This is a genomic window from Janthinobacterium sp. SUN211 (genome assembly GCF_030587315.1).
Taxonomy (GTDB): domain Bacteria; phylum Pseudomonadota; class Gammaproteobacteria; order Burkholderiales; family Burkholderiaceae_D; genus Janthinobacterium; species Janthinobacterium kumbetense.
The window spans coordinates 104,259-125,841 of the sequence record NZ_JAPWIC010000003.1 but is presented as its reverse complement, the minus strand read 5'-3'; the positions used below and the strand labels follow the sequence as shown (position 1 = coordinate 125,841).

General features: G+C 63.4%; 13 protein-coding genes. 6 read left to right on the top strand and 7 right to left on the bottom strand.

Features of this window, described 5'->3' with window-relative positions; all coding sequences use genetic code 11:
• Positions 1–4: 4 nt before the first annotated feature.
• Positions 5–1,381 (top strand): bifunctional UDP-N-acetylglucosamine diphosphorylase/glucosamine-1-phosphate N-acetyltransferase GlmU, encoded by a 1,377-nt coding sequence (gene glmU, locus O3301_RS11775; RefSeq protein ID WP_305056462.1) that lies wholly within the window; start codon positions 5–7, stop codon positions 1,379–1,381.
• Positions 1,382–1,813: 432 nt separating this feature from the next.
• Here glmU and O3301_RS11770 read toward each other — a convergent pair whose 3' ends face one another.
• The 3 genes from O3301_RS11770 to O3301_RS11760 all read right to left on the bottom strand — a co-directional run bounded on the left by O3301_RS11770 (position 1,814) and on the right by O3301_RS11760 (position 11,335).
• Positions 1,814–3,481, bottom strand: coding sequence for a ShlB/FhaC/HecB family hemolysin secretion/activation protein (locus tag O3301_RS11770; RefSeq protein WP_305056461.1), 1,668 nt, complete (start codon positions 3,479–3,481; stop codon positions 1,814–1,816).
• Between the two features lie 34 nt (positions 3,482–3,515).
• Positions 3,516–8,999, bottom strand: a complete 5,484-nt coding sequence (locus O3301_RS11765) for a YDG domain-containing protein (protein WP_305056460.1) — start codon at positions 8,997–8,999, stop codon at positions 3,516–3,518.
• 329 nt (positions 9,000–9,328) lie between these two features.
• Positions 9,329–11,335 carry a sensor histidine kinase gene (locus O3301_RS11760; RefSeq protein ID WP_305056459.1) on the bottom strand — a complete coding sequence of 669 codons (2,007 nt, stop codon included), beginning with the start codon at positions 11,333–11,335 and terminating at the stop codon, positions 9,329–9,331.
• Positions 11,336–11,415: 80 nt separating this feature from the next.
• Between O3301_RS11760 and O3301_RS11755 the strand changes: the two genes are divergently transcribed.
• Positions 11,416–12,114, top strand: a complete 699-nt coding sequence (locus tag O3301_RS11755; protein WP_305056458.1) for a response regulator transcription factor — start codon at positions 11,416–11,418, stop codon at positions 12,112–12,114.
• Between the two features lie 314 nt (positions 12,115–12,428).
• On the opposite strand, the gene O3301_RS11750 is transcribed toward O3301_RS11755, so the two are convergent.
• Positions 12,429–12,902, bottom strand: coding sequence for an Lrp/AsnC family transcriptional regulator (locus O3301_RS11750; RefSeq protein ID WP_077408907.1), 474 nt, complete (start codon positions 12,900–12,902; stop codon positions 12,429–12,431).
• Positions 12,903–13,063: 161 nt separating this feature from the next.
• Here O3301_RS11750 and glmS point away from each other — a divergent pair, with 161 nt between their 5' ends.
• Positions 13,064–14,893: a glutamine--fructose-6-phosphate transaminase (isomerizing) gene (gene glmS, locus O3301_RS11745; RefSeq protein ID WP_305056457.1), complete on the top strand. Its 1,830-nt coding sequence runs from the start codon at positions 13,064–13,066 to the stop codon at positions 14,891–14,893.
• Positions 14,894–14,947: 54 nt separating this feature from the next.
• Here glmS and O3301_RS11740 read toward each other — a convergent pair whose 3' ends face one another.
• On the bottom strand, positions 14,948–15,832 hold the full coding sequence (locus tag O3301_RS11740; RefSeq protein WP_305056456.1) for a methylenetetrahydrofolate reductase: 885 nt from the start codon (positions 15,830–15,832) through the stop codon (positions 14,948–14,950).
• Between the two features lie 13 nt (positions 15,833–15,845).
• Positions 15,846–16,745: a LysR family transcriptional regulator gene (locus O3301_RS11735; protein ID WP_251349607.1), complete on the bottom strand. Its 900-nt coding sequence runs from the start codon at positions 16,743–16,745 to the stop codon at positions 15,846–15,848.
• Positions 16,746–16,874: 129 nt separating this feature from the next.
• Between O3301_RS11735 and msuE the strand changes: the two genes are divergently transcribed.
• The 3 genes from msuE (at position 16,875) to O3301_RS11720 (ending at position 19,560) form a co-directional block, all read left to right on the top strand.
• Positions 16,875–17,456, top strand: coding sequence for an FMN reductase (msuE, locus tag O3301_RS11730; RefSeq protein WP_305056455.1), 582 nt, complete (start codon positions 16,875–16,877; stop codon positions 17,454–17,456).
• 70 nt (positions 17,457–17,526) lie between these two features.
• Complete coding sequence (locus O3301_RS11725; protein ID WP_305056454.1) at positions 17,527–18,504, top strand: DUF1852 domain-containing protein; 978 nt, start codon at positions 17,527–17,529, stop codon at positions 18,502–18,504.
• A 27-nt stretch (positions 18,505–18,531) separates the two neighbouring features.
• The gene (locus O3301_RS11720) at positions 18,532–19,560 is read left to right on the top strand and encodes a methionine synthase (protein ID WP_305056453.1); all 1,029 of its coding nucleotides are present in this window, start codon (positions 18,532–18,534) and stop codon (positions 19,558–19,560) included.
• 112 nt (positions 19,561–19,672) lie between these two features.
• On the opposite strand, the gene O3301_RS11715 is transcribed toward O3301_RS11720, so the two are convergent.
• Positions 19,673–21,352 (bottom strand): methyl-accepting chemotaxis protein, encoded by a 1,680-nt coding sequence (locus O3301_RS11715; protein ID WP_305056452.1) that lies wholly within the window; start codon positions 21,350–21,352, stop codon positions 19,673–19,675.
• Positions 21,353–21,583: the final 231 nt, after the last annotated feature.

The window sequence follows — 21,583 nt, the reverse complement described above, 5'->3', positions numbered from 1 at the left end:
GTCTATGAACGTTGTCATTCTCGCTGCCGGTATGGGCAAACGCATGCAGTCGGCACTGCCCAAGGTATTGCACCCGTTGGCGGGCAAGCCGCTGTTGTCGCACGTCATCGACACGGCGCGCGGCCTGGCGCCGTCCCGATTATGCGTGATTTACGGGCATGGGGGCGCAGCAGTGCTGAAGTTGCTCGACGGCTACAAGGTGAACCATGGCGTGCAGATCGACGCCGCCGAGCAGGCGCAGCAGCTGGGCACCGGCCATGCCGTCCAGCAAGCGCTGCCTTTGCTGGATGACAGCGTGCCGACCCTGATCCTGTACGGCGACGTGCCGCTGACCAGCGCCGCTTCCCTGCAGCAACTGGTGCAGGCGGCCGGCAAGGACAAGCTGGCCATCCTGACCGTGGAACAGGACGACCCGTTTGGTCTCGGCCGCATCGTGCGCGAGCACGGCGCCATCGTGCGCATCGTCGAGGAAAAGGATGCGACACCCGCCGAGCGCGCCATCCGCGAGATCAACAGCGGCATCATGGTCGCGCCCACCGTGCAGCTCAAGCAATGGTTGTCGGCCTTGTCGAATGACAATGCCCAAGGGGAATACTATCTGACCGATATCGTCGCCCAGGCCGTCGCCGATGGCGTGGCCGTCACTTCGGCCCACCCGGCTGCCGTATGGGAAGTGGCGGGCGTCAACAGCAAGGTGCAGCTGGCCCAGCTGGAACGCATCCACCAGAACAATATCGCGCAAGCGCTGTTGGAACGGGGCGTGACCCTGCTCGATCCGGCCCGCATCGACGTGCGCGGCGAACTCATTTGCGGCCGCGATGTCACCATCGACGTCGGCTGCGTGTTCGAAGGCCGGGTGGAACTGGGCGACGGCGTGCGCGTGGGCGCCAACAACGTCTTCATCAACGCCACGGTGGCCGCTGGCGCACACATCAAGCCCTTCTGCCATATCGAGGACGCCATCGTCGGCGCCGCTTCCATCATCGGCCCCTACGCGCGCCTGCGCCCGGGCACGGTCCTGGCGGAAGACGTGCACATCGGCAACTTCGTCGAAGTGAAAAACAGCCAGATCGCCGCGCACAGCAAGGCCAATCACCTGGCCTACATCGGCGACGCCACCATCGGCTCGAAGGTCAACATCGGCGCCGGCACGATCACCTGCAACTACGATGGCGTGAACAAGTTCCGCACGGTCATCGAAGACGACGCCTTCATCGGCAGCGACAGCCAGCTGATCGCGCCCGTCACCGTCGGCAAGGGCGCCACCCTGGGCGCCGGCACGACCTTGTCGAAAGATGCGCCGGCCGGCAAGCTGACCGTGTCGCGCGCGCGCCAGGTGACCATCGACGGCTGGACGCGTCCCGTGAAAATCAAGAAGTAAGCGGCGCAGTCAGCCCTTGCACACAGGCAGGCCGCATGGCCTGCCTTTTTTGTATGTGGATAACTCTGTGGGCAAGCCACTGCACAAGTGGCGCATAAGCCTGTGTGCAAGCCTGCGCATAAGCTGTTGGCAAGTTTTATAATCTGGCCCGCCATGCGCTTGTCGCTGCCTTTTCCGCTGATTCCAGCGGCTTGCCAGCGATGCAATCGCCTTTTCCTGCGGATTGTGGATAACTCTGTGTGTAAGCCTGCGGATAAGCGCTGGATAGCGTAGGTACAAGTGGGGATAACTGCAGTTTTGCACCCGCTTCCCGGATGTTGCTGTGGGTAAGCCTGTGGAAAAGCCGTGCACAGACGGTGGATAGCTGGTGGGTAAGTCTTGCGTTGGATCAAGCAACAGCCGAAAGTCGGGCTTCCGGCTGTTGCCGCCGCATCAGAAGCGGCGATTGAGTTCGACCCACAGGCGGGCCGAACTGCGCGACGTCAGCAGGACGGGCATGCCGCCGATGGGCTTGGCGACGTACGCGCGGGCATTCCACTGCTGCCCGTCCGCCCAGTTCACGCCCAGTCCGGCGCCGTGCAGGCGCGCGCTGTTCGGACCCGGCGTCCAGCGCTGCTGGTTCACCGTCACGCGCGCGCTGTCGACGAAGGCCACGGCTTGCCATTGTCCCGTATCGCTGGCGCTCAGTTCATGCCGCCATTCGGCGCTGCCGAAATAGCCGAGGTCGCCAGCTGCCGCGCCCACGTCATACGCGCGCACCGTGTACGGGCCTCCCACGCTCATCTTTTCGGAGGAATCGAGATTGCTGTCCGCCCACTGTCCCGCGAAGGCCAGGTACACGGCGTTGCGCTGGTCCAGGTTTTGCAGGCGCGACAGGTTGACGTTCCATTTCGCAAAATTGCCATGGCTGCGGGCGCTGAAGGCGTCGTTCAGGCGCGTCAGCGGGTCGCTGATGTCGAGCTTGCCAGCCGTCGCGGCCACGCTCCAGCTGGTGATGGCGCCAGCGAAGGCGGCATCGCGCACGTCGCCGCCCAGGGTGGCGCTCAGGTTGTCCAGGCGGCGGTCGCTGCGCATGGCGCTGGCGTCGATGCGGTCGCGCAAGTGCACCTGGTCATATTGCAGCTGGATCGACATGTTCGCATCGCGGCTGCGCAGCAGCGGATGGCGCAGCCAGGCACTGGCGACCTGAGCCGTGCCATGTGCGTGCAGCGGGCGCATGGCGCCTTCCAGGCGGTAGCGCAGGGCGGACATGGCCACCCCGGCGCGCGTGCCGGCGCCGTTCAGCAGCAGGTCATAGCCGAGACGCGCATACGACATGCCCGTGCCCGAGCTGAGCACGCTGGCGCTGGCCACGTCGCCCTGGTGCAGCGGGTTGTACAGGTACACGGTGGCGCCAAGGCGGGCGCGGCCCGTGTAGCGGTTGCCATTGTTGTCGAGGAAGGCAGCGCCAGCCATGCGCGGGCCGGACCAGGCATTGACCAGCAGGTCGGAGCCGCCAACTTCGGCGCCGGGCGTGAGCGTGGCCGTGATGGCGACATTCGGTATGTCGGACAGCAACAGCAAACTGCGGTCGAGTTCCGCCTGGCCGATGGTCTGGCCCGTTTGCAGCGGCGCCAGCGTGGCGTTCAGCAAGGCGTCGCTGACGTCGCTGCGGTTGTCGATGCCCACCTTGCCGTAGCGTGCCTCGAGCACGTCGATGCGCACGATGCCCTGGCGGATGGTCTGGGCGGGCACGATGGCGCGCGCCAGCGGATAGCCATGGGCGCGGTAGTAACTGGTGATGCGGGCGGCCAGTTCTCCCAGTTGCTCCAAGGACAAGGTCGTGCCATGGGCGCTGGCGACGAGCGCCTGCAAGGTGGCCGTATCGAACGCGCTGTTGCCGGCGATATCGATCTGCGTGACGAGAAACGGCGCGCTGGCGGGCAGCGGCGCGCCCTCTTTCTGTTCGATGCGCAGCGCCGGCGCGCCGGGAGCAACATTGGCGGGCGTGGCCGGCTGCAACTGGCGCAGGATGGCGCCCGCATCGGGCACGACCGGGGTGGTTTGTGCTACGGCGCATGGCGCAAAGGCCAGCAGCAGGGACAGCAACGGTTGTTGCATCAGGTGTCGCGGAGTCAAGGAATGAGTCATGGTGTTATTGATTTACGTTAAGCATGTTGGCGGGCAGCTTGACGCCGCCCAGGACGACTTGCAGGGCCGGGCCGCGGCTGCCGATCTGCATGCTGGTGTTTGGCAAGGCATTGCTGGCGGCGGCAGTGCCGGCCGGGGCATCCGTCTGCGTGACGGTGATGGTGGGTGCGGCGGCCAGCGTGCCGGGACGCGTGTCGGCAAAGCTGCCCAGCACTTGCGCCTGCAGTTGCACCACGGCTGCCTGGGCCGGTGGTGGCAGGCTGGCCGACTTCAAGGTCAGGGCGCCGGCATTGCCCTCGGCTTGCACGAAGGCATAGTCGTTTGAAGCCAGGCCGCTGCCCATGATGGCGTAGTTGCCAGCCGGACTGCTGGCCGTGGCCGGGCTGGTCCAGGCCAGGGCGCCGCTGGTGGCGTCCGCCAGGGTGTCGCTGCCCAGCAGGCCGCTGACCGTGCCGCTTAACTGTTTTGGCGTGCGGCCACCCGTCAGGCTGGTGGCCGTGGCCGTCAACAGCAAGCTGGCCTTGGCAATATCGGCGGTGATGTTGCCCGGTTGCACGAGTGCATAGTTGCCCGCATCCGCACCCTGCAAGGTGTAGCCGTCGACGATGACGTTTTTCCCTGTTCCGGCGTGCTTGTCGGCAAAGCGGGCAGTGCCGCCGGCCACGCTCAATTGGTCGTCGCCCAGCGCCAGCACGCTGGCCTTGCCTGTCAGCGTGGCGCCCGTGGTGGCGTCATACACTTTGTTTGCCGCACCCACGCCGCTCACGCTGACAGTAGCTTTACTGATGTCGGCCGTGACCTTGCCCGGTTGCACGAGGTCATAGTTGGCCGCATCGGCGCCTTGCAAGGCAAAGCCGCTCAGGGTGACGGTCTTGCCCATGCCCGCGTTCTTGTCGGCAAAGCGGGCCACGCCGCCGGCCACGCTCAACTGGTCGCCGCCCAGCGCCAGCACGCTGGCCTTGCCTGTCAACGTGGCGCCCGTGGTGGCGTCATACACTTTATTTGCCGCACCCACGCCGCTCACGCTGACAGTAGCTTTACTGATGTCGGCCGTGACTTTGCCCGGTTGCACGAGGTCATAGTTGGCCGCATCCGCGCCTTGCAAGGCAAAGCCGTCGAGGGTAACGGTCTTGTCCATGCCCGCGTTCTTGTCGGCAAAACGGGCGGTGCCTCCGCTTACGTTCAGCTGGTCATCGCCCAGCGCCTGCACGCTGGCTTTGCCTGTCAAAGTGGCGCCGGTGGTGGCGTCATACACTTTATTTGCCGCACCCACGCCGGCGACGACCACGCTGGCCTTGCCGATGTCGGCCGTGATGTTGTTCGGCTGCACCAGCACATAGTTGCCCGCATCCGCACCTTGCAGGCTGTAGCCATCGACGATGACGGCCTTGCCCTTGCCTGCGTTCTTGTCGGCAAAGCGGGCCACGCCGCCGGCCACGCTCAACTGGTCACCGCCCAGTGCCAGCACCTTGGCCTTGCCCGTCAGGATGACGCCGGTGGTGGCGTCATACACCTTATTCGCCGCGCCCACGCCGGCGATGACCACGCTGGCCTTGCTGATGTCGGCCGTGACGTTGTTCGGCTGCACCAGCACATAGTTGGCCGCATCCGCGCCCTGCAAGGTAAAGCCGTCGAGAGTGACGGCCTTGCCCATGCCGGCGTTCTTGTCGGCAAAACGGGCGGTGCCTCCGCTTACGTTCAGCTGGTCGTCGCCCAGCGCCTGCACGCTGGCCTTGCCCGTCAAGGTGGCGCCCGTGCTGGCGTCATAGACTTTATTGGCCGCCCCCACGCCCTGCACATTCAGCGTGGCGCGGTTGACGGTGGCGCTGTGCCTGCCGCCTTCCAAGGTGTAGTTGCTGGCCTGGCCCGTGCTGCCGTCAGCCAGCGTCAGCGTGCCGTTGGCCATGGTCTTTTTTCCACCCGCGTTTTTGTTGTCGAGGATACCGTTTCCTGACAGCAACAGGCTCTCGCCTTGCACCAAGCCGTTCAGTGTCAGCAGACCGGCCGCCATGCTGGCGCTGCCGTCATAGGTGCGCGTGCCGTTCAGGCTGATGACGGCCCGGTTGATCGTCAGGGCGCCCGCCTGCAGGTCGATGTCATACCCTTGTTGGCCGGAATACAGGTAGGTGCCGGCGGCGTTGTAGAGACCGGCATCGCGGATGGCGCCGTACACGCTATTGCTTGAGGAAAAGACTTGCCCGGAGTCGGCAGCGCCAGCGATCGAGTAACGGGCATTGGACAGGCTCCCCACATAGCTTTGGCCATCGTAAGTCTTGCTGACCGCATCCGAGGTGACGGTCAGGGCGGTCAGGAAACTGCGCAGCAACGGCGCCGTCTGGCCTTCATAGATGCGCCAGATGGCGCCGCTGCCGGCGTTCGTGGCCATGTCCCAGCCACCGAAACTCGATTTCGAGTGCAGTTGCGCATCGCTCAAGGCGTGCACGTTCGACTGTGAGCCGCCACCGCTGCCGATGCCCGAGACGCCGTCAGTACTGGTCCAGAAGCTGTTGTTTACCTGGCTGAAGTTGGTGCCGATCAACGCGCCCTTGCTGGTCTCGCCCTTGACCATGCCCGTCGCGTACGTGTTTTCGACGGTACCGCTCATGTTGAGGCCGATCAAGCCGCCCACGGACGTGCTGCCGCTGACGGCGCCGCTGGCGTAGCTGTTGTTGATATTGCCGTCGTTCGTGCCGAGCAAGCCGCCAACGGACTCGCGGCCATTGACCGTTGCGCTACTGTAGCTGTTGGAAATGAGGCCCCTGCCGTAGCCTGCCAGGGCGCCGACGTGGATGACGCCGCTGATGCTGCCGCCCAGTAAGCCGATATTGCTGATGACGGAGGAGCTATCCGCATAGCCGAACAAGCCGACGATATCGAAGTCGGACGCGATGGTCAGTCCGCTGATGGTATGGCTCTGGCCGTTCAAGCTGCCGGTGAAGATATTTTCTATGCCGCCGCCCAGGCCGTTTGCCATGCCGACAGGAATGAATCCATTCTTGCCCCAGACGCCCTTGCCGCCCGCCGTGGCGCTGGCATCGATGTTGGCGCCCAGCACGTAGCTGCCATTGAGTGCCATGGACATCAATTGCAGCTGGTGCGCATTGTAGATCGTTGTGGAATACTCGGATGCCAGCATGGGATAGGTCCCGCCTTCGCCATGGCCGGCATTATTCAAGTTGCCGTCCACGTTGACCAGCACCCAGTTATTGCCCTGCGCGCCAGGCGTGGTGGTGAAATTGAATCCCGTAAAACTGCTGGCCGTGCGCATCTGCGTGTCCGTCAGGCCGGTGCCGCCCTTGGAGGTCGCCTGGCCCGTACCGTCGATGGACCAGAAACTGTTGCGGATTTGCTGGGGCGCGCTGTTGCTGCCGATCAAACCGCCGAAGTTGGTGCCGCCGTCGGCGATGAGCAGGCGCCCCGCCGCGTAGCTGGTATTGACGGATCCCGCTCCCCAGTTGGTGCCCACCAGGCCGCCGATCTCGGTCTTGCCCGCCACGCTGCCCGTGGCATAGCTGTTGCTGATCGTTCCCTGGTTGATGCCGACCAGGCCGCCGCTCTGGGTATTGCTGCTGACGGCCCCCGAGGCGTAGCTGTTGACGATGGTGCCGCTGTTGCGCGCCACCAGGCCGCCGCTGATGAAGCCGTCGGCGATGACGTCGAGCGCCGCATAGCTATTCTTGATCGTGCCCTTGTTATCGCCCACCAGCCCACCGGCGTAATAGTGGGTTTTGATGCGGCCGCCATTCAAGCCCACATTCTGGATCAGGGCATCCTTGGTGGTAATGGAAAACAAGCCGCTGCCGCCGCCGGACCCGGACATCATGCTGAGCTGATTGATGGAATGGCCGAGGCCGTCGAAGATGCCGCCAAAGGCCGCATCCCTGCCCAGCGGCACGAAGCCCGCATCCCACCAATTGGGGTTCCAGGCGGCCGAAGCGGTGGCCGAGGCATCGATGTCGGCGCCGAGCACGAAATTGCCGTTCAGTTTGCCATTGATCCCTTGCAAGTCGGTGCCCGTGACACTGCGGTAAGCGCCCAGCTGGGTAATCACCGTGTAGCCGGTGCGCACGCCGTCCGCGCCCAGCTTGGTGCTGAAGTTTTGCCCGGCGGGCAAACTCACCTGTGCGCCGTTGCCCAGCTGATACACGGCCGTGTTGCCGGCAGCGGCGGCGCCCTGGCCGTATTCCAGCGCCAGGCTGGCCGTGCCGGAACCGTTCAGGTTGGCGTTGATATTGATGTTGCGCTGCGCATTCAAGGTCAGTTCATTGGCCGACCAGCTGACCTGGTCGTTGACGTGCACGTCGCCGGCCGTGCCGTGGCTGCCTTGCGTGCTCTGGATCACGACATTGCCGTTGCGCAAATTGGCCGTCAGGGCGGCGCCGCTGATATCGCCGCCGCTGGCGGCGATGGTGAAGTCGACGGGGTCGATCAGCCAGGTGCCGGCGCGGCCCTGGGCAGCGGCCGTGCTGATGCGGGTATCGTTGCCGATCTTCACGTGGGCGGCGCTCGTTTCGATGAAGCCGCCATTGCCGCCCGCGGGGGCGCTGGCGTCCAGGGTGCCGCTCACATGGGTGGTGCCGGCGGCCATGCCGCCGAGCAAGATGATGCTGCCATCGCGCTGCTCCACGCTGCGCGCCTCGATGACGCCCGTGTGGTTGACGACGCTGGCCAGCAGCGAATCGCGGGCGCCTGCGCTCATCAGCACCTGGCCGCCATCGGCGCGGATCAGTCCGCCGTTCTCGGCCAGGTTGTTCAGGGTGCTTTGCTCGATGCGCAGTTGCAGCAGGCGCGCGCCGTCAAAGCTCAGGGTGGCGGCGCTGCCGGCGCCCAGGGCGACCGTGCCCAGGCGGGCCGAGATGGCGCCCTGGTTGCTCACTTGCCGGCCCAGCAGGGCGACATAGCCGCCATCGGCCGCGCGCAGCGTGCCTTCATTGACGACCTTGCCAGTACCTTGGCCGCCGAACGCGTGTTTCGAACCGCCCAGGCTGGCGCTGTCGACGTCGAGCGTCGAAGCCACCAGGCCGCCCACGTTGACTTGTGCGCCGCGGCCGAACAGCACGCCGTTCGGATTGATCAGGTACACCTGGCCATTCGCGTTGACTCTGCCGAGGATCTGCGTGCCGTTGCTGTCGAAGATGCGGTTGACGGCCAGTGCGCTCGCCGAAGGCTGGACGAAGTTGACGGTTTCCTTGGCGCCCACGTTAAAACTGTTCCAGTTCAGCGCGGCCTGCGCGCTGCCCTGATGGATTGTGGTGGTGCCGCCTTGCTGGCTGATGCTGGCCGTGCCGCTCACCACCTGCCCACCCGTGGGCGCGGCCTGTGCCGGCCCTCCCAGCGCCAGCGCCGTCATGGCGGCCGCTGCCGCGGCCAGTTTGCGGCGGCTGCTCTTGCCGCGTCCGCGCGAGGTTTCCGCGACGGCGACCCAGGCGTTCAAGACGTGGCTCCAGACGAGGCGGTAGATGTGGTTCAACGATCCGTGACGATGCATGCGATGTCCTTGTTGATTTGAATAGGGAGACGCCCGCGCGCCTGCGGACCTGGCCGGGCTGGCGCGAGCGGGAAATGGGGTAAGAACGGGTCAGGAAAGCGGCGCGAACAAGGAGGGGCCGGTGAGGTGGCTGGCGAGTTGGTTGCGGTGCATGTTTTCCCTGTGCTGTGCGTGGACGGCGTCCGTTGCGGCTTTTGTTGCTTTTTTAAATATAAACGTTATAAAAAGCTACAAAGATTTCTGAACGGAAAGATATCAGAACGGGGAAATTTAAAATTGAGCAAACCTGAGCGATTCCCGACTGATTTAGTCGGGAATACGCGCGATCGTCAGACGGGCAGGCGCAAGGCGAAGCTGATGGTGCCGTTGTTGCCGGCGCTGGCCAGTATTACCTGGCCGCCGTGCAATTCGGCGATGCGCTGCACCAGGTACAGGCCCAGGCCGGCGCCGGGCTTGTGCTGGGCGATGCGGCCACGGAAGTATTTCTGGAACAGGCGCGGGATTTCATCGGCGGGCAGCGGCTCGCCTTCGTTGCTGACGGCGATCTGCACGCGGCCGTCCTCGAGCGTGCCGGCCTGCACGCGGATCGCCAGGGCTTGCGGCGCGTGCCGGTCGGCATTGCTGAGCAAGTTGCGCAGCGCCACGCGCAGCAGGCTGGCGTCCACCACGGCGCTGGCGGGCAGCGCCTGCACGCTGGCCTCGATGCGGCCCGGCGGCCATTCGGCCAGCACGGCCGTCAGCAGCGCGGGCAAGTCGCATGGCAGGGGCCGGAAGGTTGCCGCGCTCGTTTCCATGCGGTCGGCGCTCAGGTATTCATCCACCAGCGCCGTCATGCGGCCGCTCGCTTCGCGCAGGTTCTGGCAGCGCTGCAGGGTTTTGTCCCGCGGCGCGTCCGTGTTGCGGGCAATTTGCTGGGCCGTGGTATTGATGATGGCCAAGGGCGTGTGGAATTCATGCGACACCATGGCAACGAAATCCTGCTGCTCTTCGCGGGTGCGGGTTTCCACTTCCAGCGCGGCGCGCAATTCGCCTTCCAGCACGGCGCGCCGGCCGATTTCCTGCCGCAGCGCCACGGTGCGCAGTGCCACCTGCTCTTCCAGCCGTTCATTCAGGGCGCGCACGGCGCTGACGGCCTCCGCCTGTGCCCGGTCCTTGGCGCGGCGCAATTCGGCGTAGCGGCGGTTGAGGCGCAGGCTCATCAGCATCATGTGCACGAAGGCGCCCAGGGTGGCCGCATGGTTGGTCCAGAAGTTCGGCGGCACGATGGCCATATTGCGCAGGAAACTGATCACCACGCCCGCGTAAAAGATGCCGAAGATAAACAGGAAGGCGTGCGCCGGACGATGCCCGCGCAGCGCCAGCCAGCTGGCCAGGGCGATGAACAGCACGATCAATGGCAAGGCCGTCATTTGCACGACGAGCACGCCGGCGGCATAGTCGCCGTGCAGCACCAGCAGCGCCCCGCACAGCGCGGCAGCGGCCGTCAAGCCCACCACGACGCGGCTGAAACGGGGATACAGGGCGGGTAGTTCCAGTTGCAATGTGGAAAAACGCGCGCCGACGGCGATGGACATCGCCATCGACACGCCCAGCATGGGATCGGACAGCCAGTTCGGCATGGTGAAAATTTGCTGGGGAATGGCGATCGTCAGCGCTTCCGTCGTGGCATTCGTCAGCACGTACAGCAGATACCAGCCGCTGTGGGCTTCGCGCGTCATGCGCCAGAAAAAGATATGGAACAGGATCAAGAGCAAATAACTGCCGAACTGCAAGCCGTAGTACAGGTATTCGCGACGCGAGGCGTTGTCGAAGGCATCGCTGGGCAGCAAGGTCAGCTCCGTCGACATGGCCTTTTTGCTGTGCAGGCGCACCAGCCAGCGCTGCGGCGTATCGGCTTGCAGGCGCAGCGGAAACACCACCTGGCGCGCATCGATGGGCCAGTTGCCGCGCGCCACGTCGGCGCCCGCTTCCTGCAAGACCCAGTGGCCTGCCGCGTCCCAGCGGTACAGCCGCACGTCGTCGAGCACGGCGTTGCTGAAACGCACGACCCATTCATCGGGGGAGGCTGCCGCGCGCGTCACGTCCAGGCGCAGCCAGACGGCGTCCTGCGTGTATCCGGCGCTGACGGCGCCGGGCAAGGTGCGCCAGCCTGGCGCCGCCAATGCCGCATCGGGCCCCAGCCGGCCCGTGGCATCGCGCAGCATCTGCAGGTGGCCGCTGGCGGACACGGGCTGCCCGCTGGCCGGCAGCAGCAGCGGCGCAGGCACGGGCGCGGCAGCTGCAGCGTGGGGGAACAGGGCGGTGAATAACAGGCAAAGGGCGAGCAGGATTTTCATGGCGAGGCAGCTTACCACGGCCAGCATGGGAGTCAGAAAGACAACTTCCCGGCCCCACGGCGATCGGTTATCCTTGCGCCATGTTGAACCTCATCCTGCTTGAAGACGAAGCCGTGCTGCGCCACGAGTTGACCGAGTTTCTCGGCGATTGCGGCTACCGCGTCAGCGCCGTGGCCGACCTGGCCGCCTTCCACGCCTGCTACGCGCCGGCCGTGCACCGCATTGCCATCATCGACCTGGGCTTGCCCGATGGTGAAGGCATGGTGCTGGTGCGCGCCTTGCGCGCGCAGGGGCAGCCCATCGGCATCGTCGTGTTTACGGCGCGCGGGGCCACGCAGGACAAGGTCAACGGACTGGGCGGTGGTGCCGACTATTACCTGCCGAAGAGCGCCGACCTCGATGAGCTGGCCGCCACCCTGGGCGCGCTGGCGCGGCGCCTGGGTGCGCCGCCCGCCGACGCGCCGCCGCCCGCCACGGCCTGGGTGCTGGAACTGGGACCGCGCCGCCTCTTGCCGCCCGGCTGCGGCGCTATTGCTCTGTCGCAACAGGACGTCACCGTGCTGCACGTGCTGATGGCCGAGCCGGAACGCATCGTCAGCCGCCAGCAGATCGTGCAATCGCTGGGCGAGGATTTTCTCACCTACGACCAGCGCCGCCTGGACACCCAGATCAGCCGCTTGCGCCGCAAGGCGGAACAGGCGGCGGGCCTGGCCTTGCCCATCAATACCGCCCGCAACGCCGGCTACCGCTTCTTTGCCGAAGCGGAAGTGCGCCCCTGAGTTTACCGTCTGCCGCCGCGGACAGGCTGTGGATAAGCCTATTGATAACTGGACTCGTAACTTGTTGGCAAGCTGTGTGCAGTCGGTGCACAAGTCAAGCTGGCAGTAGCTTGTGTCCTCTTTCCATTCCGGTGCGGTACCGTCGCGGACCGCCTGGCGCTGCTTCCCCGCGCATCCCTTGCTCTGCTGCCATGGCTTGATCGCGTCATGCTTGTGCATAAGCCTGTGGGCAAGTACGGCATAAGCGGTGGAAAAGCACCGTATAAGTGTGTGGGCAAGCGGTGTGCAAGCAGTGGATAAATGAAAGTCAAAAATCACACGGCGATGCGCGTCTCGAATTTGCTGCGGAACGTGGAAAAATAGCTTTTCACGTTGCGCACATTCGCGTGCGCGGCAAACAGGCGGTGCGCCAGCGCGTGGTAGGCGGGCATGTCGGCCACCTGCACCATCAGCACGAAGTCGGGGCCGGGCGAGACGCGGTAGCATTGCAGCACGGCCGCTTCCTGCGCCACGAGCTGCTCGAATTCCGCCATGCGTTCCGCCGCCTGCACGTCGAGCGTGATTTCCACGATGGCCGTCAGGCGCGCGCCCACGAGTTGCGGCGCGACGATGGCCACTTGCCGTTCGATGACGCCGCTTTCCCGCAAATGCTTGACCCGCCGCAAACAGGTGGGCGCCGAAACGTGCACCGCTTGCGCCAGCTCACTGTTGGTTTGCGATGCATCAATTTGCAAGGCGTTCAGGATGCGACGATCGATCTCGTCGAGGGTAATGTTGCTATCGTTCATGGTTTTGATGAATTGGAAAATAAATTGATTCTAAATGAAATAATATTTCATCACAAAATGAGTGTGAAATATTCGGTCAAAAATACACAGATTTAGAAAGCATATTTCATTCACTCTGCATTAGCATGCTTGCATTGATTAAATTTTAGACAGAGGTTTCCATGTGCGGCATCGTCGGCGCGGTAGCGCAACGTAATATCACTCCCATCCTGCTCGAAGGCTTGAAGCGCCTGGAATACCGCGGCTACGATTCCTGCGGCATCGCCCTGCATGCGGATGGCCGCTTGCAGCGTTCGCGCTCCACCTCGCGCGTGGCGGAATTGGAAAAGCAGATCGCGGAAGAAGGCTTGAGCGGTTTCACGGGCATCGCCCACACGCGCTGGGCCACGCATGGCGCCCCTGTCTCCTTCAATGCCCACCCGCACTTCTCCCCGACGGAAGAGAACGCCCGCGTGGCGCTGGTGCACAACGGCATCATCGAAAACCACGACGAATTGCGCGCCGAACTGACGGCCTTGGGTTACGTCTTCCAGAGCCAGACGGATACGGAAGTGATCGCCCACCTGGTCGAGCACATGTACAACGGCGATTTGTTTGAAACCGTGCAGCAGGCCGTGAAACGCCTGGACGGCGCGTATGCGATCGCCGTTTTTTGCCGCGACGAGCCGCACCGCGTGGTCGCCGCGCGCCAGGGCTCGCCCCTGATCGTCGGCCTGGGCAACGGTGAAAACTTTGTCGCGTCCGACGCCATGGCGCTGGCCGGCACGACGGACCAGATCATCTACCTGGAAGAAGGCGACGTGGCCGACCTGCAACTGTCGCGCTGCTGGATCGTCGACGTCGATGGCAAGCCCGTCGAGCGCGAAGTGAAGACCGTGCACGCCCACACGGGCGCGGCCGAGCTGGGCCCGTACCGCCACTACATGCAAAAGGAAATCTTCGAGCAGCCGCGCGCCATCGGCGACACGCTCGAAGGCGTGACGGGCATCATGCCGGAATTGTTCGGCGACAATGCTTATGCCATCTTCAAGCAGATCGACCGCGTGCTGATCCTCGCCTGCGGCACCAGCTCGTATGCGGGCATGACGGCCAAGTACTGGATCGAAGCCATCGCCAAGGTGCCCGTCAGCGTGGAAGTGGCCAGCGAATACCGCTACCGCGACAGCGTGCCACACCCGAACACGCTGGTGGTGACGATTTCGCAAAGCGGTGAAACGGCCGACACCCTGGCCGCGCTGAAACATGCGCGCAGCCTGGGCATGCAGTACACCTTGACCATCTGCAACGTGGCCACCAGCGCCATGGTGCGCGAATGCGCCTTGGCCTACATCACGCGCGCCGGCGTGGAAGTGGGCGTGGCTTCCACCAAGGCGTTTACGACGCAGCTGGCTGGCCTGTTCCTGCTGACCCTGTGCCTGGCGCAAGTCAATGGCCGCTTGAGCGAAGAACAGGAAGCAGCGCACCTGAAAGCCATGCGTCACTTGCCCGTCGCCATCGCGTCCGTGCTGGCGCTGGAGCCGCAAATCATCGCCTGGTCCGAAGAATTCGCGCGCAAGGAAAACGCCCTCTTCCTGGGCCGCGGCATGCACTACCCGATCGCCCTGGAAGGCGCCTTGAAGCTGAAGGAAATTTCGTATATCCACGCCGAAGCGTATCCGGCCGGCGAGCTGAAACACGGCCCGCTGGCCCTGGTGACGAATGAAATGCCGGTCGTCACCATCGCGCCGAACGACGCCCTGATCGAAAAGCTGAAATCGAACATGCAGGAAGTGCGCGCCCGCGGCGGCCAGCTGTACGTCTTCGCCGACGTCGATTCCCGCATCAGCTCCGGCGAAGGCTTGCACGTCATCCGCCTGCCCGAGCACTACGGCGATTTGTCGCCGATCCTGCACGTGGTCGCGCTGCAATTGCTGGCCTACCACACGGCGCTGGCGCGCGGCACGGATGTGGACAAGCCACGCAATCTGGCCAAGTCGGTGACGGTGGAGTAAACCGGACGGATGGCGCCTGTCGCCGGCGGCGCGCTGCCGCCGGCGAGGCGCTCGTCAGCCAGGGGCCGGGTGGGCGCGGGAACGGTACTGCTCGATCCACTTGACGGACTGTGCGATGCCGCCGAAGGGAAAGAAATGCAGGCTGACCTCGCCGTGTGCTGCTGTCAGGCCGGCGGTGAGGCGCTCGACAAACAGATCCGGCCCCGCCGTGCCGAACAGCTTGCCGATGGACACGCCGTACTTGGACCACATCGAGGCGCATGCACTGACGCCGCACACTGCGGCATAGCGGGCCAGCACCGCGATGCTGGCGGGACCCGGCACGCCCACGCGCACGGGATGGTCAATGCCCCGCTCGCGCAGCGCTTTGAGCCACGTCAACACGATGTCGGCATCAAACGCAAACTGCGTGACGATCAAGGGCGTCATGCCGCGCTGCGCGATGCTGCGGCACTTGCGTTCGAGCACATCCCACTGCTCTGCGTTGCTCATGACCGGATGGCCTTCCGGGTGACCACCCACGCCGATCACCTTCATGCCTGCACGCTCGAACACGCCTGTGTCGATCAGCGCGGCACTGTCGGAAAACGGCCCCATCGCGGTGGATGGATCGCCGGCGATCACGAAGCAGCGCTCGACGCCCGCTTCGGCGACCGCGCGCTGGATGAATGACTCAAACTCGGCGAACGAGGCAATACGGCGGGCGGACAAGTGCGGCATGGGCTCAAAGCCGAGCGTGCGCACGGTGCGGGCCGCGGCCAGCCGCGCGGCGTCGTCCTCGCGCGGCAGGTAGGGAATGGCAATGGTGGACGCGGGCGCTATCCGCGGCGCCGCCGCGCTCAACGCCGGCATGTCCTTGGCACTGACTTCCAGGGAATAGGCGTGCGTGATGTGGCCGGCGGACCCGAGCTGAGCGGGATGCATCAAGAGATGACCCATGGCGTCGCTGCGGTCACTGCGCACTGGCGCTGGCCGGCTGGCGCGCCAGTGCGATGAAGGCGCGCACGTAGTCGATGGCGGTGTCCGTCTCGCGTGCCCCCAGGAAAATCTGCTTGGCGATGCCGCGCTCGCCCAGCCGCACAGGCACCACGTCCATCTTGGCTGCGTACTCCTCGACCAGCCAGCGCGGCAGGGCGGCCACGCCGCGGCCGCTGGCCACCATTTGCAGCATGATGTCGGTGGTTTCGATGGCTTTGTGGCGCTTGGGCGTGACACCAGCCGGCAAGAGGAATTGATTGTAAATATCCAGGCGCTCGATGTCCACGGGGTAGCTGATCAGCACTTCCTGCGTCAGTTGCTGGGGCTGCACATAGGCTGCCGCCGCCAGCGCATGGCCCTTGGCCACGACGAGTACCTGCTCATAGTCGAACACGGGTTCGAACGTCAGTCCCGGCTTGTACAGCGGGTCGGGCGTGACGAGCAAGTCGATCTCGTAGCCGAAGAGCGCGCCGATTCCGCCGAACTGGAACTTCTGTTTGACGTCCACATCCACGTCGGGCCATGCGGCCAGATACGGCGACACCACCTTCAACAGCCACTGGTAGCAAGGGTGGCATTCCATGCCGATGCGCAACGCGCCGCGCTCGCCCTGCGCGAACTGGCCCAGGCGCTCTTCGGCCAGGTCCAGTTGCGGCAGCACCCGGTTCGCCACCGCCAGCAGATACTGGCCGGCTTGCGTCAGGCGCAGGTTGCGCCCTTCGCGCAGCCAGACGTCGGTGCCCAGTTGCTGCTCCAGCTTCTTCATGCTGTGGCTCAGGGCCGACTGGGTCAGGTGCAGCACGCCTGCGGCGGCCGTCAACGACCCTTGTTTCTCGACCTGCTGGACGATGCTGAGGTGGATACGTTCAAGCATTGAGATGAGCCATGTTCATGGATGTATGAAATAAGACCATTATACTTCATCGATTCCCGCCGCTATCATCGATCCCCTTGTTGCCTGCACTTTTACGGCCCTGGCGCATCCATCCACATGAAAGCAAACATGACACGTCCACTTCGTTTAGTCGCGGTTTCCGGCGGGCTGCAACGCCCTTCCAAGGCGGCCGCCCTGGCCGAGCACCTGATGGACCTGATCGCCGAGGAAGTGCTGTGCGAACAACGCCTGGTCGAACTGGGCCAGCTCGCACCCCAGCTGGCCGGCGCGGTCTGGCGCTCCCACCTGCCTGAGACGGTGGAACAGGAACTTGTTGCCGTCGAGCAAGCCGACATCCTGGTGGTGACAACGCCCGTCTACCGCGGCTCCTACACGGGACTGTTCAAGCATTTCTTCGACTTCATTCATCAGGATGCCCTGATCGACAAGCCCGTCCTGCTGGCGGCGACCGGCGGCAGCGAGCGCCATGCCCTGATGATCGACCACCAGTTGCGTCCGCTGTTCAGCTTTTTCCAGGCGCGCACATTGCCGCTGGGCGTGTATGCCACCGACAAGGATTTCGCCGACTACCGCGTGCAGGACGAGGCCCTGATCCAGCGGGCCGCGCTGGCCGTGCAACGGGCATTGCCATTGATCGCATTGACGCGCCATGCGAGCCCGGTCACCGCTGAAGAGGTGGTCGCAGCCTGAAACGCATCGCCACGGTCACCAAGCAGTTACCCCATTCATCCTTTCGCAGAATTCAGGACACCAGATCACCATGAGCAAAGATTTTGCATTCAGCATCAAAAGCATTATTTTCGATGAAAACTATCATCCATCGGACAATACCCGCCTGACGACCAACTTTGCCAATTTGGCCAGGGGAACGAGCCGCCAGGAGAACTTGCGCAACACCCTGAAAATGATCGACAGCCGTTTCAACAGCCTGGCGCATTGGGATAACCCGAAGGCGGACCGCTACTCTGTCGAGCTTGATATCATTTCCGTCGAATTGAATATTGACGTCAAAGGCGGCAATATCCCCTTGATCGAGATACTAAAGCCGACCATCATCGACAAAAAAACCGGCGAACGCATCGCCGGCATTGCAGGAAATAACTTTTCCTCTTACGTCCGCGATTACGACTTCAGCGTGTTGCTGCCAGAGCACAACAACAATCAATCTGCATTCAGCGCACCGGAGGATTTCGGCGATTTTCATGGCAAGCTGTTCAAGCACTTTGTCAGGTCAAATACTTACAAGGAACACTTCAACAAGGCGCCCGTTATCTGCATCAGCGCCTCGAGCAGCAAGACCTACCAGCGCACTGAAAATCAGCACCCGATCCTGGGCGTCGAGTATCAACAAAATGAATTTTCATCGACGGATGAATATTTCGAAAAAATGGGGATGCAAGTTCGCTATTTCATGCCGCCAAACAGTGCCGCCCCCCTGGCTTTTTATTTTATCGGCGACCTGCTGGGCGACTACAGCAATCTTGAGCTGATCGGCACCATCAGCACGATGGAGACGTTTCAAAAGATTTATCGGCCCGAAATCTACAATGCCAATTCAGCGGCGGGAAAAGTTTATCAGCCTAGCCTGAAGAATCAGGATTATTCGCTGACGCAAATTGTCTATGACCGCGAAGAGCGCAGCCAGCTGGCCGTCAAGCAGGGCAAATATACGGAAGAGCACTTCATCAAGCCGTACAAGCATATTCTGGAACAATGGGCTGCCAATTACGCTCTCTGATTAATCAAATACACGACATCAATCATAATGAAAAAATTATTGCCTACTTCAACTGCCGGCAGCTTGCCCAAACCTTCCTGGCTGGCGCAGCCTGAAAAGCTGTGGTCGCCCTGGAAATTACAGGACGAGGAATTAATCGAAGGCAAACAGGATGCCTTGCGTTTGTCGCTGCAGGAACAACAACAGGCTGGCATCGATATCGTCAGTGATGGCGAGCAGACGCGCCAGCACTTTGTCACCACATTTATCGAGCATCTGAGCGGCGTCGATTTTGACAAACGCGAGACCGTCAGAATCCGCGACCGCTACGATGCGAGCGTGCCGACCGTCGTTGGCGCCGTGAGCCGCCCGAAACCGGTGTTTGTCGATGACGCCAGGTTTTTACGCCAGCAAACCACGCAACCCATCAAATGGGCGCTGCCAGGCCCGATGACGATGATCGATACGCTGTATGACAGCCACTACAAGAGCCGCGAAAAACTGGCCTGGGAATTCGCCAAGATCCTGAATCAGGAAGCCAGGGAACTGGAGGCGGCCGGCGTCGACATCATCCAGTTTGACGAACCCGCATTCAATGTTTTCTTTGATGAAGTCAATGACTGGGGGATTGCCACCCTGGAGCGGGCGATCGAAGGGCTCAAATGCGAAACGGCCGTGCATATTTGCTATGGCTACGGCATCAAGGCCAATACGGACTGGAAAAATACGCTGGGCTCCGAATGGCGTCAATATGAGGAATCGTTCCCCAAGCTGCAGCAATCGAATATCGACATCATCTCGCTGGAATGCCATAACTCGCGTGTGCCCATCGACCTGATTGAACTCATCCGCGGTAAAAAAGTGATGGTCGGCGCCATCGACGTGGCAAACAATGCCATTGAAACGCCGGAAGAAGTGGCCGACACCCTGCGCAAGGCGCTGCGGTTTGTCGATGCCGACAAACTCTACCCGAGCACCAACTGCGGCATGGCGCCCTTGTCGCGTCGCGTAGCCAGAGGCAAGCTCAGTGCGCTCAGTGCCGGCGCAAACATCATCCGCAGAGAACTCTCGGCCTAGCCGCGCCGTGTCAAACTGGATTGTTGATTGACATGGATCAGGTCGCGTAACAGGAAGCAGCCCATGCTGCATGACGCCACAGGCGCCGAGAGGCACCTGTGGCGTTGCTGTCTTAGAACTCTTCCCAGTCGGATGACACCGTTGCTGCCGGTGCAGCTTTTTTGGCGGCCGGCATGCGCAGGGCGACGGCTTGCTGGCGCGGTACGGTTGTCGCGGCGATTGCCGGCTTGCTTGCCGGCGCGCCGGCTTCCAGCTTGAAGGCGCTCACCACCTGCGCCAGGGTAGCCGCCTGCTCCTGCATGGCCGCCGCCGCGGCCGCCGATTCTTCCACCAGGGCCGCGTTTTGCTGGGTGACGTTGTCCATCTCGCTGATGGCCTGGTTGATTTGCTCGATGCCGGCCGTCTGTTCCGCGCTGGCCGAGGTGATTTCTTCCATGATGTCGGTGACGCGGCGCACGCTGTCGACCAGGTCGCTCATGGTGTCGCCCGCTTGGTGCACGAGCTCGCTGCCGGCTGCCACGGTTTGGGTCGAGTCGTCGATCAGGGTCTTGATTTCCTTGGCCGCGGCGGCCGAACGGTGCGCCAGGCTGCGCACTTCCGTGGCAACGACGGCAAAGCCGCGGCCTTGCTCGCCCGCGCGCGCCGCTTCCACGGCCGCGTTCAAGGCCAGAATATTCGTCTGGAAGGCGATGCCGTCGATGACGCCGATGATGTCGGCGATTTTGTTCGACGAGGCGTCGATTTGCCGCATGGTCGCCACCACTTGCGCGATGACGGCGCCGCCGCGCTGCGCCACGCCGGAAGCCGTGTCGGCCAGCACGTGCGCCTGGCGCGCATTGTCGGCATTCTGCTTGACGGTCGACGTCAGTTCTTCCATGGAAGAGGCTGTCTCTTCCAGCGAACTGGCTTGCTGCTCCGTGCGCGCCGACAGGTCCAGGCTGCCCGCCGCCACTTCGGACGAGGCCGAGGCGATCGTTTCCGTGCCGGCGCGCACCGTGCCCACCGTTTGCGCCAGGTTGTCGTTCATGCGCTTGAGCGCCTGCAACAGTTGCCCCATTTCATCGCGCGATTGCACTGTGATCTGGCTGCGCAAATCGCCTGCGGCCACCGTGTTGGCCACCTGCAGCGCCGTGGTGACGGGGCCGGTGATCGAGCGCGTGATGCCATACGCCAATGCCGCCGCGATGGCCAGCGCCGCCAACGACATACCGATCAGCAAGGTACGCGTGTTGGCATAGGTGGCATTCGCGTTGTCGCCCGCCGTGTTGGCCAGGGTATTTTGCAAGCTGATCTGTTCAGCAATCAATTGTTTATAGACGAGCAATACGGGGCGCAGCTGGCCGTACAGGTAGGCGCTGCTGTCGTCCGGCGTGCCGCTCCTGATCAGTTCAAGCAAGGCTTCCTGCCCCTGCGCGTAGCGCGTGTTGGCGTCGTTCATCTTGGCCAGCAAGGCGCGTTCGCGGTCGGAATCGAGCATGCGGGCGAGCTTGCCGAGATTGCCGGCCGCCGCCTGGCGCGCGGCCAGGATGGCGTCCGTTTGCTTGCGCTGGTCGGCCGGATCGGCGCTGAGCATCATATTGCGCAGCGCGATGGCGATGTCGTTGATGTTGGCCGACACGCTGTTGGCGAGCTCGATCTTCGGCATGCTGTCATGCACGATATGGCCGGTGCCCTGGTTGATCTTGCCCAGCATGGCGATGCCCAGGCAAGAGATGATGATCAGCATGGCGCCGATGGCGCCAAAGCCTGTGGCGAGGCGTGTGCCGATGGTCAGGTTGGATAAAAACTTCATGGCTGTCTCAATACGGAGGGAATGGTGAAAAGGTCGGCGGCGTGCAGATGGGTGCCGCGCCGCCAAGCGGACGACGATCCTAGACCTTTTTGAATGACATTTCCATAGGGCAATATGCCTAGTCGCGCCTGGAGGCACACGCCAGTTCCGCTGATCCTGCGGCTTGCCGGTGTTTTCAGCTATATTGGCAGGCACCCGCCGGGCGGCACGCCATGACCGGCGCCGCCGCCA